This window comes from Sulfitobacter sp. UBA1132, assembly GCF_002311545.1.
GTDB lineage: Bacteria > Pseudomonadota > Alphaproteobacteria > Rhodobacterales > Rhodobacteraceae > Sulfitobacter > Sulfitobacter pontiacus.
In genome coordinates this window covers 887-13763 of record NZ_DCAN01000017.1, presented here as the reverse complement: position 1 = coordinate 13763, position 12877 = coordinate 887, and the positions used below count along the sequence as shown (strand labels likewise).

The 12877-nt window shown below is 56.6% G+C and carries 24 protein-coding genes and 1 pseudogene; 2 read left to right on the top strand and 23 right to left on the bottom strand.

Going from position 1 to position 12877, the window contains the following annotated elements:
* Nucleotides 1–6: 6 nt before the first annotated feature.
* The 11 genes from rpmD to rpmC form a co-directional block, all read right to left on the bottom strand.
* Nucleotides 7–195 (bottom strand): 50S ribosomal protein L30, encoded by a 189-nt coding sequence (gene rpmD / locus B4F27_RS12730; protein WP_005849797.1) that lies wholly within the window; start codon nt 193–195, stop codon nt 7–9.
* Nucleotides 196–197: 2 nt separating this feature from the next.
* Nucleotides 198–779: a 30S ribosomal protein S5 gene (rpsE, locus tag B4F27_RS12725; RefSeq protein WP_286759848.1), complete on the bottom strand. Its 582-nt coding sequence runs from the start codon at nt 777–779 to the stop codon at nt 198–200.
* A gap of 109 nt (nt 780–888) precedes the next feature.
* Nucleotides 889–1248: a 50S ribosomal protein L18 gene (rplR, locus tag B4F27_RS12720; RefSeq protein ID WP_005849801.1), complete on the bottom strand. Its 360-nt coding sequence runs from the start codon at nt 1246–1248 to the stop codon at nt 889–891.
* Between the two features lie 11 nt (nt 1249–1259).
* On the bottom strand, nt 1260–1793 hold the full coding sequence (rplF, locus tag B4F27_RS12715) for a 50S ribosomal protein L6 (RefSeq protein WP_005849804.1): 534 nt from the start codon (nt 1791–1793) through the stop codon (nt 1260–1262).
* A gap of 10 nt (nt 1794–1803) precedes the next feature.
* The gene (gene rpsH, locus B4F27_RS12710; RefSeq protein ID WP_005849806.1) at nt 1804–2196 is read right to left on the bottom strand and encodes a 30S ribosomal protein S8; all 393 of its coding nucleotides are present in this window, start codon (nt 2194–2196) and stop codon (nt 1804–1806) included.
* A gap of 12 nt (nt 2197–2208) precedes the next feature.
* Nucleotides 2209–2514, bottom strand: a complete 306-nt coding sequence (gene rpsN, locus B4F27_RS12705) for a 30S ribosomal protein S14 (protein ID WP_005849808.1) — start codon at nt 2512–2514, stop codon at nt 2209–2211.
* Nucleotides 2515–2533: 19 nt separating this feature from the next.
* Nucleotides 2534–3097: a 50S ribosomal protein L5 gene (rplE, locus tag B4F27_RS12700; RefSeq protein WP_005849810.1), complete on the bottom strand. Its 564-nt coding sequence runs from the start codon at nt 3095–3097 to the stop codon at nt 2534–2536.
* Nucleotides 3090–3401, bottom strand: coding sequence for a 50S ribosomal protein L24 (rplX, locus tag B4F27_RS12695; protein WP_005849812.1), 312 nt, complete (start codon nt 3399–3401; stop codon nt 3090–3092). Before rplX ends, rplE begins: the two co-directional genes overlap by 8 nt.
* Complete coding sequence (gene rplN, locus B4F27_RS12690; RefSeq protein WP_005849814.1) at nt 3401–3769, bottom strand: 50S ribosomal protein L14; 369 nt, start codon at nt 3767–3769, stop codon at nt 3401–3403. Before rplN ends, rplX begins: the two co-directional genes overlap by 1 nt.
* Before the next feature lie 157 nt (nt 3770–3926).
* Complete coding sequence (rpsQ, locus tag B4F27_RS12685) at nt 3927–4166, bottom strand: 30S ribosomal protein S17 (protein WP_005849816.1); 240 nt, start codon at nt 4164–4166, stop codon at nt 3927–3929.
* A gap of 15 nt (nt 4167–4181) precedes the next feature.
* Nucleotides 4182–4388: a 50S ribosomal protein L29 gene (gene rpmC, locus B4F27_RS12680; protein ID WP_005849818.1), complete on the bottom strand. Its 207-nt coding sequence runs from the start codon at nt 4386–4388 to the stop codon at nt 4182–4184.
* Nucleotides 4389–4549: 161 nt separating this feature from the next.
* On the opposite strand from rpmC, the gene B4F27_RS12675 reads away from it, so the two are divergent.
* A complete protein-coding gene (locus tag B4F27_RS12675; protein ID WP_009825297.1) occupies nt 4550–5170 on the top strand; it encodes a TIGR02466 family protein in 621 nt (206 codons plus the stop codon).
* Here B4F27_RS12675 and B4F27_RS12670 read toward each other — a convergent pair.
* Nucleotides 5167–5379 carry a hypothetical protein gene (locus B4F27_RS12670; RefSeq protein WP_005849822.1) on the bottom strand — a complete coding sequence of 71 codons (213 nt, stop codon included), beginning with the start codon at nt 5377–5379 and terminating at the stop codon, nt 5167–5169. The two genes, B4F27_RS12675 and B4F27_RS12670, sit on opposite strands and share 4 nt — an antisense overlap.
* 213 nt (nt 5380–5592) lie before the next feature.
* Between B4F27_RS12670 and B4F27_RS12665 the strand changes: the two genes are divergently transcribed.
* The gene (locus B4F27_RS12665; RefSeq protein WP_074634776.1) at nt 5593–6057 is read left to right on the top strand and encodes a hypothetical protein; all 465 of its coding nucleotides are present in this window, start codon (nt 5593–5595) and stop codon (nt 6055–6057) included.
* 92 nt (nt 6058–6149) lie between these two features.
* Here the strand turns inward: B4F27_RS12665 and rplP are convergent, their stop codons facing one another.
* The 11 genes and pseudogenes from rplP to tuf form a co-directional block, all read right to left on the bottom strand.
* The gene (gene rplP, locus B4F27_RS12660) at nt 6150–6563 is read right to left on the bottom strand and encodes a 50S ribosomal protein L16 (RefSeq protein WP_005849828.1); all 414 of its coding nucleotides are present in this window, start codon (nt 6561–6563) and stop codon (nt 6150–6152) included.
* A gap of 13 nt (nt 6564–6576) precedes the next feature.
* Complete coding sequence (gene rpsC, locus B4F27_RS12655; protein ID WP_005849830.1) at nt 6577–7284, bottom strand: 30S ribosomal protein S3; 708 nt, start codon at nt 7282–7284, stop codon at nt 6577–6579.
* On the bottom strand, nt 7284–7664 hold the full coding sequence (gene rplV, locus B4F27_RS12650; RefSeq protein WP_005849831.1) for a 50S ribosomal protein L22: 381 nt from the start codon (nt 7662–7664) through the stop codon (nt 7284–7286). The genes rpsC and rplV overlap by 1 nt, the downstream gene beginning before the upstream one ends.
* Before the next feature lie 3 nt (nt 7665–7667).
* Entirely contained in the window at nt 7668–7946 is a 279-nt protein-coding gene (gene rpsS, locus B4F27_RS12645; RefSeq protein ID WP_005849833.1) for a 30S ribosomal protein S19, read from the bottom strand.
* A gap of 3 nt (nt 7947–7949) precedes the next feature.
* Nucleotides 7950–8792, bottom strand: coding sequence for a 50S ribosomal protein L2 (gene rplB / locus B4F27_RS12640; protein ID WP_005849835.1), 843 nt, complete (start codon nt 8790–8792; stop codon nt 7950–7952).
* A 272-nt stretch (nt 8793–9064) separates the two neighbouring features.
* Nucleotides 9065–9940: a DUF1206 domain-containing protein gene (locus B4F27_RS12635; protein WP_286759847.1), complete on the bottom strand. Its 876-nt coding sequence runs from the start codon at nt 9938–9940 to the stop codon at nt 9065–9067.
* 204 nt (nt 9941–10144) lie between these two features.
* Nucleotides 10145–10441, bottom strand: a complete 297-nt coding sequence (locus B4F27_RS12630) for a 50S ribosomal protein L23 (protein ID WP_005849839.1) — start codon at nt 10439–10441, stop codon at nt 10145–10147.
* Nucleotides 10438–11055 carry a 50S ribosomal protein L4 gene (gene rplD, locus B4F27_RS12625; RefSeq protein WP_005849841.1) on the bottom strand — a complete coding sequence of 206 codons (618 nt, stop codon included), beginning with the start codon at nt 11053–11055 and terminating at the stop codon, nt 10438–10440. The genes B4F27_RS12630 and rplD overlap by 4 nt, the downstream gene beginning before the upstream one ends.
* Entirely contained in the window at nt 11052–11894 is an 843-nt protein-coding gene (gene rplC, locus B4F27_RS12620; RefSeq protein WP_005849843.1) for a 50S ribosomal protein L3, read from the bottom strand. Before rplC ends, rplD begins: the two co-directional genes overlap by 4 nt.
* Nucleotides 11895–11912: 18 nt before the next feature.
* Nucleotides 11913–12230, bottom strand: a complete 318-nt coding sequence (gene rpsJ, locus B4F27_RS12615) for a 30S ribosomal protein S10 (protein ID WP_005849850.1) — start codon at nt 12228–12230, stop codon at nt 11913–11915.
* A gap of 320 nt (nt 12231–12550) precedes the next feature.
* A pseudogene (tuf, locus tag B4F27_RS12610) lies at nt 12551–12877 on the bottom strand (elongation factor Tu); the annotation flags it as partial.

Genomic DNA, 12877 nt, shown 5'->3' with positions numbered 1-12877 from the left:
AAGCGTTCAGCCTTTTTCTTCGATGATCTCAACCATGTGAGAGATCTTGCGGATCATCCCGCGAACGGAAGGCGTGTCTTCCAGTTCACGCACACGGTGCATTTTGTTCAGACCCAGACCAATCAACGTAGCGCGCTGGTCGGCGGGGCGGCGGATTGGCGAGCCAACCTGCTTGATTACGATCGTCTTAGCCATGCTTATGCCTCCTCAGCGACTTGTGCGGACGATTCAACATTGTCCTCACGCTTGGGCAGAATGTCTGCAACTTTCTTGCCGCGACGCTGAGCAACAGCACGTGGCGAAGATTCTTTTTTCAGGCCGTCCATGGTGGCGCGGATCATGTTGTAAGGGTTCTGGGTCCCGATGGACTTCGATACAACGTCCTTTACACCCAGCATTTCGAATACGGCACGCATTGGACCACCGGCGATGATCCCGGTACCTTCTGGTGCTGTGCGCATTACAACGCGACCGGCGCCGTGACGGCCTTCCATGTCGTGGTGCAAAGTGCGGCCTTCGCGCAGCTGAACGCGGACCATTTGGCGCTTAGCTTGCTCGGTGGCTTTGCGAATGGCTTCTGGAACCTCTTTCGCTTTACCTTTGCCGAAACCTACGCGGCCCTTTTGGTCGCCAACAACGACAAGTGCAGCGAAGCCAAAGCGCTTACCACCCTTAACGGTTTTGGAAACGCGGTTGATCGCCACTAGGCGGTCGGCGAATTCGGGTGTCTCGTCGCGCTGGTTGCGGCGGTTGCCACCCCGGTTGTCATCTCTTGCCATGCGGCATCATCCTTTTGGTGCTGCGCTTGCGCGCGTCATAGAGTCAATCCAAGTGGGAAAAGCCCCCGGATCATCGAGGCGGCGCGAGACCCGCGCCGCCTACGTTCGCTTAGATTTTCAGACCGCCTTCACGGGCTGCATCGGCCAAAGCTTTGATCTTGCCGTGGAACAGGAAACCGCCACGGTCAAAATATGCTTCGCTAACACCGGCCTTCTTGGCACGCTCGGCGATTGCCGAACCAACCTTGGTCGCTGCTTCGATGTTGTTCTTGCCAACAACGCCCAAGTCTTTTTCCATCGAAGACGCGGAAGCCAATGTGACCCCGTTTACGTCGTCGATCAGCTGGGCGCTGATGTTTTTGTTCGAGCGGTGAACGGAGAGGCGAAGACGCCCTGCGTTGACCCGGCGAAGTTTGTTCCGAACGCGCAGGCGGCGTTTCAGAAACAGTTGTCTTTTGCTGTTTGCCATCTGTGCGATCCTTACTTCTTCTTGCCTTCTTTGCGGAAGACGAACTCACCCTTATAGCGGATGCCTTTGCCCTTGTAGGGTTCGGGCTTGCGCCATGCGCGGATGTTCGCAGCGACCTGACCAACCAGCTGTTCGTCAATGCCTTCTACCACAATCTCGGTCTGTTTCGGGGCTGTGACTGTCACACCTTCGGGTGCCACATAGTCAACATCATGGGACAGGCCCAGGTTCAGTTTCAGCGTGTTGCCGTTCATGGCAGCACGATAACCAACACCCTGGATCTCAAGCTCTTTTTTGAAGCCTTCGGTGACGCCGGCAACCAGGTTGCTAACCATTGTGCGGCTCATGCCCCACTGCTGGCGTGCGCGCTTGGATTTGCCGCGTGGTGTGATGGTGACCACGTTGTCCTCGACAGCCAATGTAACGTCGTCAGTTGCCTTGAACGAACGTGTTCCCTTTGGGCCTTTGACTTCGATGGTCTGGCCGCTCACGGATGCCGTAACACCGCTTGGCAGGTCGACCGGTTTTTTACCAATACGAGACATTTTGCTCTCCTTAGAATACGGTGCAGAGCACTTCGCCGCCAACATTCTGGCTGCGTGCATTCTGATCCGACATCACACCCTTGGGGGTGGAGACAATCGACACACCAAGGCCCTGACGGACAACGGGAATGTCATTGACGCCCATGTAGACGCGGCGACCGGGCTTGGAAACCCGCTTCAGCTCACGAATAACAGGTTCGCCCTCGTAGTACTTGAGGCTGATTTCAATCGCGGGGTGGCCATCGGCGCCCGTTTTTGCTTCGTAGCCACGGATGTAGCCTTCGTCTGCAAGCACGTCCAGAACCCATGCACGCAGCTTGGAAGCAGGTGTCATGACGGTGGATTTGCCGCGCAGCGAAGAGTTACGGATGCGTGTCAGCATATCTGCGATAGGATCGTTCATCTGATGCGCTCCTTACCAGCTCGACTTGACCATGCCGGGGATTTGGCCCGAAGAGCCAAGGTCCCGCAGCGCGATCCGCGAAATTTTCAGTTTACGGTAGTAAGCGTGTGGACGGCCTGTCAGCTGGCAACGGTTGTGCAGACGCACAGCGCTGGAGTTGCGAGGCAGTTTTGCCAGCTTCAGGGAGGCGCGGAAGCGCTCTTCCATCGGCTTGGATTCGTCGCTTACGATCTCTTTCAAGGCAGCGCGCTTGGCAGCGTACTTCTTGACCAGTGCTTCGCGCTTCTTTTCGCGCTCGATCATGGATTTCTTAGCCATATCTAAATCCTCCCCGCGCTTACGATGTGAAGGGCATGTTGAACGCTTTCAACAGTGCCTTCGCTTCAGCGTCGGTTTTCGCCGTGGTGGCGATCACGATGTCCATTCCCCAAGTCTCATCAACTTTATCAAAGTCGATTTCGGGGAACACGATGTGCTCTTTCAAGCCCATGGCGTAGTTGCCACGGCCGTCAAAGCTGTTGCCGTTGATGCCGCGGAAGTCGCGGATACGAGGCATTGCGATCGTGATCAGACGATCCAGGAATTCGTACATACGTTCGCCACGCAGGGTCACTTTCGCACCCAAAGGCATGTCTTCACGTACACGGAAACCAGCGATGGATTTCTTGGCAACAGTTGTCAGCGCTTTTTGGCCGGCGATTGTTGTCAGGTCTTCCTGTGCGGATTTGGCTTTCTTGCTGTCACGAACAGCTTCTGCACCACAGCCGATGTTCAGAACGATTTTATCCAGACGCGGGATCTGCATTTCGTTCTTGTAACCGAACTCTTCCTTCAGAGCAGCGCGGATTTTGTCCGCGTATTCGCCCTTCAGGCGGGGTGTGTATGTTGCGTTATCAAGCATCGATCACGTCCCCCGTGGTTTTTGCAAAGCGCACTTTCTTGTCGCCTTCGATTTTAAAGCCAACGCGGGTTGCTTTGCCGTTGGCATCAACCAGCGCCAGGTTGCTCAGATCGATGGGCATCGCTTTGGGAATACGGCCGCCTTGCGACGTCTGGGACTGACGCGTGGCGCGGATTGCCATGTTGATACCATCTACGATTGCTTTGTTGGCCTTTGGGTCAACGGACGAGATGGAACCCGTCTTGCCCTTGTCCTTGCCAGCAAGCACGATGACTTTGTCACCTTTGCGAAGTTTAGCAGCCATTACAGCACCTCCGGCGCAAGCGAGATAATCTTCATGAAGTTTTTGGCGCGCAGTTCGCGAACAACTGGGCCGAAGATACGTGTACCTACAGGTTCATTCGAGTTGTTCAGGATGACGGCGGCGTTACGATCGAAACGGATGGCTGTGCCATCTTCACGACGAACTTCCTTGGCAGTGCGAACGACGACGGCTTTACGCACGTCACCCTTTTTCACACGACCGCGAGGGATGGCTTCCTTGACCGACACGACAATAATGTCGCCGACGGATGCGTATTTACGCTTGGAACCACCCAATACCTTGATGCACTGAACACGGCGCGCGCCGCTGTTGTCAGCAACATCCAGGTTGGTCTGCATCTGGATCATTTGGTTTCTCCCGACCTTCTGGGGGGCGATGCGTGCCCTAACCCCAGGGTTTCGATTATATTGGTCCGCCCGAAATGGGCATCTCGCCCGTGCCTTTGGGCCTTGCCGCCCTCAGAGTCAAGGGAAACAAGGCTCTCAGGTCCGAGCGAGCAGTACCTTAAGCCTCAGCGGCTTGCAGCACTTCCCAACGTTTGGTTTTCGACTTTGGTGCACATTCGATGATGCGAACAGCGTCGCCCACTTTAAATGTGTTGTTCTCATCGTGCGCCCGGTATTTTTTGGACTTACGGATGGTTTTCTTCAGAACCGGGTGCGTAAAGCGACGCTCTACGGATACGGTTACTGTCTGTGCGTTGGCATCGCTTGTCACGGTGCCTGTCAGGATACGTTTGGGCATACTCTCAGGCTCCTATTATTCAGCAGATGCCGCGGCAGCGGCTTTCTGGTTCAGAACGGTTTTGACACGTGCGACGTCACGCTTAACGGTCTTCAAACGTGCGGAGTTCTCCAGCTGGCCTGTGGCTTGCTGGAAACGCAGGTTGAAGGATTCTTTTTTCAGGTTAACAAGCTCATCGCGGAGTTGATCCGGCGTCTTGTCGTGCAGTTCTTTGGCGTTCATCGCCTCTTCCTTTCGACATCACCAGTAGGCCCCTTATGGGTGACCATGATTCTGGTGGAGTTCATGTGAAAGGTTCCTCTACAGGCCCTACCCCTGTTTGGCAAGCAAGCTTTCTATAAAACCGTATCGCCACCCAGAACGGGCTGATATAGAACGACCCTATGTCACAGATAGAATCCCTTTTCGTCACCCGTCTTTACCGCGCCGCCCTGTCCGAGCACGGTCAACCCGTTGATCCGGCCGAGCTGGAGGCCGCGTGCCTGTCCATCGCCGAGGATGACGAGGCCGGGCAGGAATGGTGCGAGGAGCATGATTTCCCGGGCTACACCAGCTATGCGTCGCTCACCGATCTGCCGTGGCGCTTCCCGATCTTCAAGACGGTGAAGAAAGCGCTGGATAAACACGTCAAAGCCTTTGCAAAGGAACTGGCGTTTGATCTGGACGGGCGCAAGCTCAAGCTGGAAGACCTCTGGATTAACATCCTACCCGAAGGCGGTATCCATACGGCGCATATCCATCCCCATTCGGTGATCTCCGGCACGACCTATGTGGCGATGCCCGAAGGCACGAGCGCGCTTAAGCTCGAAGATCCGCGGCTGCCGATGATGATGGCTGCCCCCGGTCGCAAGAAAGACGCCCCGCGGGAGCTGCGCCAGTTCGTCTATGCAGAACCCGTCGTCGGTGACGTGCTGCTTTGGGAAAGCTGGCTGCGGCACGAAGTGCCGATGAACATGTCCGAAGACGATCGCATCTCGGTCTCGTTCAACTACGCCTGGGGTTAACCACGTTTGGGCGGCGTTGCCTTGCGCGCCGCCTCTTGCTCTTTGATCGCGGCCTTTTCCTCTTTGGTCAGCTTATTGCCCCACTGATTATTGCTAAGCCCCAGATCATCCGGCATCGGCTTGGTCTTGCCCTTTTTGATCGTCCCCCCCTTCTCAAGAAACGCTTTGATCAGGTCTTCGTCGGTGGTGGGCTTGGGCACATGTTTCATGTCAGCTCCTATAGGCAGGTTAGCCCGAGCCTATGCGCCACGCCTTGCGCTGGCTAGACCCTGCCGCCGCTTATTCATCATGCATTAATGTTTCAAAAACCGCGGGCTGGATCACGTCACCGCGGGTTCAGCAGCTTATGACTAGGATTGCATGTGTCCCGGTGCCATCTCGACCCCGTTACCGTAAACGATGCGCACATAAGGAAGCCCCACGTGGATACCCCAAACCAAATCCCCCTGCCCGCCCTTGCCCTTGCCGGTCTGGTCGGCGAACTCACATTCGAGGCCTACGCATGGCTCGCCTCTCCCGTCCTGTTCGGCGTCAAGCTAGAACCCGCGAACCTGGTCATCGGGCTAAGCAAAAAGCTTTTGGGCCTCGACTTGACTTACGGCGCGGCCTTCGCCGTCCACTTCCTGATTGGCGCGTTAGGATTTGCAGCGGTGGTCTATCTGACCAAGCGGATGACACAGCTCGGCTATTTCGGCGCGGGCGCCCTGGCCGGAGTCATCTTGTGGTTTGTCGCCCAAGGTATTTTGGCACCGCTGATGGGGCGTAGCTTCATGATGGGTTTTGGCACCTACACGCAGTCATCCTTCGTGGGGCACGTGGGCATGACCATTGTCATCGCGATGGTCTGGCAAAAACTGGCGCGCCGCCCCGCCAAGCTGTTTACTTAAACTCCGCACCGACCGATAAAAATAAAAGCCCCCGCTGATGTCTCAGCGGGGGCTTTTCTATTCATTCTCCGACAGATGTCGAAGCGAAGGTCTTACCAATCTTCGCGTACAACGACGCGGGTTTTGATAGGCAGCTTCATCGCGGCAAGACGCAGAGCTTCTTGTGCAACGTCCTCGGCGACACCGTCGATTTCGAACATAACACGGCCTGGCTTGACCTTGCAGACCCAACGATCCACGGAACCTTTACCTTTACCCATACGAACTTCGATGGGCTTTGCGGTGACAGGTACATCCGGGAAAATACGGATCCAGACACGGCCTTGACGCTTCATGTGACGCGTCATGGCACGACGAGCAGCTTCGATCTGACGTGCAGTTACACGCTCGGGCTCGAGAGCCTTCAGACCGTAGGTACCAAAGTTCAGGTCAGACCCGCCCTTTGCCACACCTTTGATACGGCCTTTGTGCTGCTTGCGGAATTTAGTACGCTTTGGTTGTAGCATCTTTCATTCCCCCTTAGCGACGACCGCCGGCACCGCGTGGTGCTGGGCCGTCTTGCATTTCTTGTGCCTTGCGGTCACGCGCAGCCGGGTCATGTTCCATGATCTCGCCTTTGAAGATCCAGGTTTTGATCCCGATGATGCCGTAAGCGGTCGACGCTTCAACATGCGCGTAATCGATGTCGGCACGCAGAGTGTGGAGCGGCACGCGGCCTTCACGGTACCATTCGGTACGCGCGATTTCTGCACCACCCAGACGACCAGCAACGTTCACACGGATACCCAGGGCACCCATACGCATGGCGTTCTGTACCGCACGCTTCATGGCGCGACGGAAAGAGACCCGGCGTTCCAGCTGCTGTGCGATGGATTCACCAACAAGGGCTGCGTCCAGCTCTGGCTTGCGCACTTCAACGATGTTGAGGTGCAGGTCAGATTTGGTGATCTTGGCGATTTTCTGACGCAGACCTTCGATGTCTGCACCTTTCTTGCCGATGATCACACCGGGACGCGCTGTGTGGATCGTGACGCGGCACTTCTTGTGTGGGCGTTCGATGATCACACGGGCGATACCGGCCTGTGCACATTCTTTCTTGATGAAGTCACGGATGGCGAGGTCTTCGAGCAGAAGATCACCATAGTCCTTCGTATCGGCGTACCAGCGGCTGTCCCAGGTGCGGTTGACCTGAAGACGCATACCGATCGGATTTACTTTGTTACCCATCAGGCTTGCTCCTCAACTTGACGCACGACAATCGTGATTTCCGAAAACGGCTTGATGATCTTGCCGAAACGGCCACGCGCACGTGGGCGACCACGTTTCATGATCAGGTTCTTGCCGACATATGCTTCGGCAACGACCAGTTCATCCACGTCAAGGTTGTGGTTGTTTTCGCCGTTCGCGATGGCGGACTGAAGGCATTTCTTCACGTCCTGTGCGATCCGCTTTTTCGAGAAGGTCAGGTCCGTCAGGGCCTTGTCTACCTTCTTGCCACGGATCATCGCGGCGACGAGGTTCAGTTTCTGCGGGCTTGTGCGAAGCATGCGCAGTTTTGCACGGGCTTCGTTGTCAGCCACGCGGCGGGGATTTTTATCCTTGCTCATGGCTTATTTCCGCTTCGCTTTTTTGTCAGCTGCGTGACCATAATAGGTGCGAGTTGGCGAATACTCACCAAACTTCTGACCGATCATTTCTTCGCTGACGTTTACTGGGATATGCTTGTGACCGTTGTACACGCCGAACGTCAGGCCAACAAACTGTGGCAGGATCGTGGAACGGCGCGACCAGATTTTGATCACTTCGCTGCGACCGCTTTCGCGGGAGGCTTCGGCCTTCTTGAGGACATAAGAGTCAACAAAAGGACCTTTCCATACTGAACGAGACATCTATTAACGCCCCTTCTTCTTGGCGTGGCGCGAGCGTAGGATAAGCTTGCTGGACGCTTTGTTCTTGTTGCGGGTTTTTGCACCCTTTGTGGGCTTGCCCCAAGGCGTAACAGGGTGACGACCACCCGATGTACGGCCTTCACCACCACCGTGAGGGTGGTCGATCGGGTTCATAACAACACCACGTACCGAAGGGCGGATACCCTTGTGACGCATGCGGCCCGCTTTACCGTAGTTCTGGTTGGAGTTGTCAGGGTTGGACACGGCACCAACGGTGGCCATGCATTCCTGACGCACCAGACGCAGTTCGCCCGAGGACAAACGGATCTGAGCGTATCCACCATCACGGCCTACGAACTGTGCGTAGGTACCGGCGGCGCGTGCGATCTGGCCGCCTTTGCCTGGCTTCATTTCGATGTTGTGAACGATTGTACCGATTGGCATGCCCGAAAATGGCATAGCGTTCCCAGGCTTGATGTCGGCCTTGGCCGAGGAAATCACCTTGTCGCCAACAGCGATACGCTGTGGGGCCAGGATGTAAGCCTGCTCGCCGTCTTCGTACTGGATCAGTGCGATGAATGCGGTCCGGTTAGGGTCATATTCGATGCGAGCGACAACCGCGGACATGTCCAGCTTGTTGCGCTTGAAATCGACGATACGGTAAAGGCGCTTTGCCCCACCGCCTGTGCGACGCATTGTGATCCGTCCGGTGTTGTTCCGACCGCCAGATTTGGTCAAACCCTGTGTAAGGGATTTGACCGGGCGGCCTTTCCAAAGCTCCGAACGGTCGATCAGTACCAGCCCACGCTGGCCTGGCGTCGTCGGTTTGTACGACTTGAGTGCCATGTTCTCTGTCTTCCGTTTTGCTTGTCCCCGGCCCCGTCGTGATGGTGCCGAGATGGTTGTAGGGCCCCGAAGGTCCCCAATTTGAAATGCCAGACAAAGAACCCCTTTGCCCAACCTCGCGCTTGACTAGAACTCACCAATGCGCAAAACGACACAGCCCCGGACGAATCCGGGGCACTGCCGATGGGGTCGTTTAGGGGAGGATCAGCCGAGGGTCAAGGGAGCGTTCGGGAATAGTCTCGAAAACCCGACGTAGACCTACGCGGTGCCCTTCAGGACGCCATTGCCTTGACCTTGCGCGCGACGCTTTCAACCGACGGGTCGGCAGCCTTCGGTACAATACGGTAGACCGCATTCACAAAGCAGAACAGCGAAAACATCAGTAATCCGGCACAGAGCAGCCCAACCAGCACGCGCCCGTAGGCCTGCTGGTGCAACCACTCAAACGCCGCATCGATACCGCCTGCACTCGACGCATTGGCACTCATCGCGGCGTAGGCGATCAAACCACCGATGATCAGCACCACGACACCCTGCGCAGCCACGCCGATACGCAACAGCGGATTCCAATGCAGGGTAAAGTGGTTGGCCTCCAGATGCTCCCGGTACGACTGTGACGCTGCCTTGTAGAAATAGTAGAACCCCGTGCCCATCGTCGCCAGACCGATCCCGCCCACGATCCACACGCCCGCTGTGGTCTGCAGAAACTGGTTCAGCAGCTCCTTGCTGCTAGAGCCAGACGACGCCACCCCCAGCACCGTCACAGCCAGTGCACCGATGGCACCGTGGATCAGGCCGGTGACCAGCATCCCGCACCGCGCAACGATGCCCTTGGCCCCGCTGCCATATGCCTCAAGGTCCCAAAAGCTATCAACCGCGCGCCAGATCGCATAGGCGAACATGCCCGTGGCGATCGCGAAGATCACTGCAACCCCCGTCGCGCCGTTTAATGACTGCAGCGTCGACTTGGTGCCCTCGGCCTGACCGCCAGATACAACGGACCAAAGCGACAGCCCGGCCACGACAAGGTAAACCAATCCGCGCCCGGCATACCCCGTCCGCATGATCGGCACGGCCCAGGCGAAATCGTCGGGGTCATTATGGGACAGGATCTCTGATCGGGTGGACTGGACGGAGTTGGTCGACATAGTGGCACTATCCCTTCGGGCAAAGCCGGCCACCATTCAGCGGGGCCATTCCTTTGACGTGATGTGCAAGGTCAACGCGCCGTAGGTCGGCAGGTTCCCGCGCGACATGCGCAGCGGGTATCATGCAGGCATCACCGCCCTCAAAACGGAAAAGGCCCCCCGCCTTGCAGCGAGGGGCCCTTTAACTTTTACGTCCCGGCTGACTTACAGACCGGTGGATACGTCGATGGAGTTACCTTCTTCGAGCGTAACGTAAGCCTTTTTCACGTCTTTCCGGCGACCCATCTGGCCACGGAAACGCTTTGCCTTGCCTTTGGTGATGGTCGTGTTCACGGCCTTCACCTTGACACCAAAGAGAGCTTCAACAGCTTCTTTGATCATTGGCTTGTTGCTGTCGATCGCAACTTCGAAAACGACTGCATTGTGCTCGGAAGCCATTGTCGCTTTTTCAGTGATGATCGGCTTGCGGATCACATCGTAATGTTCGTGCTTGGCGCTCATTTCAAACGGGCCTCCAGTGCTTCGATCCCCGCTTTGGTGATCACGAGAGTGTCACGCTTGAGGATGTCATAGACGTTTGCACCCATCGTCGGCAGGATATCCAGACCTTCGATGTTGCGCGCGGCTTGCAAGAAGTTCTCATTTACCGAGGCACCGTCGATGATCAACGCGCGTTTCCAGCCCAGGTTCTTAACCTGTTTGGCCAAAGCAGCTGTTTTCCCATCGGATGTTACATCGTCGATGATGACCAGGTTGCCGGTTTTTGCCTTGGAAGACAAAGCGTGGCGCAGACCCAGTTTGCGGAACTTCTTGGTCAGGTCGTGGCCATGGCTACGAGGGGTTGGACCCTTGTAGATACCACCCGAACGGAAGATCGGTGCAGAACGTGCGCCGTGGCGTGCGCCGCCGGTGCCTTTCTGACGATAGATCTTCTTGGTCGAATAGCTGACCTCGGACCGTGTCTTGACCTTGTGCGTACCCTGCTGCGCGTTGTTACGCTGCCAGCGGACAACACGGTGCAGAATGTCGGCGCGTGGCTCAAGACCGAACAGGGCCTCGTCCAAGTCTACCGAACCGGCTGCGCCGCCGTCGAGTTTGATGACATCAAGTTTCATTCGTCACCTTCCTTCTTGTCCGACTCAATGGATGCTTCGGCTTCGGCAAGTGCGGCAGCTTCGGTCGCTGCTTGCTCTTCTGCCAAGCGTGCTGCTTCTGCTTCGGCCTCTGCAGCGGCTGCTGCGGCGGCTTCTTCAGCGGCTTTCGCGGCTTCGTCAGCGGCGGATTTCAAAGCGGCAGGCAGGATCGCATCTGCTGGGAACGGCTTTTTCACCGCGTCCTTAACAGTCACCCAACCACCTTTGGAGCCTGGTACGGCGCCTTTGACCATGATCAGACCGCGTGCGCTGTCAGTTTTGACAACTTCGAGGTTCTGCGTGGTAACACGGGCAGCACCCATGTGACCGGCCATTTTCTTGCCTTTGAAAACCTTGCCTGGATCCTGACACTGACCTGTCGAACCATGCGAACGGTGAGAGATCGAAACACCGTGTGTCGCACGCAGACCGCCAAAGTTGTGGCGTTTCATCGCACCGGCAAAACCTTTACCGATGGAGGTGCCTGCAACGTCAACATACTGACCAGCAAAATAGTGATCGGCGATGATTTCTTCGCCAACGTTCAACATGGCTTCGGGGTCCACACGGAACTCCGCAACCTTACGCTTAGGTTCAACCTTTGCCGCAGCAAAGTGACCACGCATGGCCTGCGACGTCCGCTTGGCCTTGGCTGTACCTGCACCAAGCTGAACAGCTGTGTAGCCGTCCTTCTCGGGGGTACGCTGAGCAACAACCTGCAGTTTGTCGAGCTGAAGAACGGTCACAGGGATCTGCTTGCCGTCTTCCATGAACAAACGGGTCATGCCCATCTTTTTTGCAATAACGCCTGAGCGCAACATATTATTACCCTCCTACGCTTATGACTGCAGCTTGATCTCGACGTCCACACCAGCGGCCAGGTCGAGCTTCATCAGCGCGTCCACGGTCTGGGGGGTCGGATCAACGATATCCAGCAGACGCTTGTGCGTGCGGATTTCGAACTGGTCACGGGATTTCTTGTCAACGTGTGGGCCACGCAGAACTGTGAATTTTTCGATCTTGTTCGGCAGCGGGATTGGGCCGCGAACAGATGCACCGGTACGCTTGGCGGTGTTAACGATTTCCTGTGTGGACGCATCCAGCACGCGGTAATCGAACGCCTTCAAACGGATGCGGATATTTTGGCTTTGTGCCATATGTCATCATCCCTCATTGGGAGTAGAAACGAAGAGGAAGAGACGCCTCATCACGGCCCTTCATTGCGTTTTGTCGTAAATCAAACGGGGCGCGTAAAAACGCACCCCGCTGAGACTTGCGCTCTATAGGTCGAGTCGCGCCATGTGGCAAGGGGGGAATCCGAGGTTTCACTCAAATCCGCCCAGTACGACCGCAATCCGCGGTCAAAGCGGTAGTGTCACAGTTAGCACCGCACGCCCTCAAGCCACGAAAAAGGCCGCCCCGATTGGGAGCGGCCTTCGTCTTGTTGCCGGTGCGCGGGGGTGACCCGCGGGTTGGCTTACTCGGTGATTTTGGAAACCACGCCCGCGCCAACGGTACGACCGCCTTCGCGGATCGCGAAGCGCAGACCGTCTTCCATCGCGATGGGGGCGATCAGCTCCACGTCGAACTGCAGGTTGTCGCCAGGCATAACCATTTCAGTGCCTTCTGGCAGCTGAACGGTACCGGTGACGTCTGTGGTCCGGAAGTAGAACTGTGGACGGTAGTTCGCGAAGAACGGCGTGTGACGGCCACCCTCTTCTTTGGTGAGGATATAGGCTTCGGCTGTGAACTTGGTGTGCGGCTTAACCGAACCTGGCTTACACAGAACCTGACCACGCTCAAC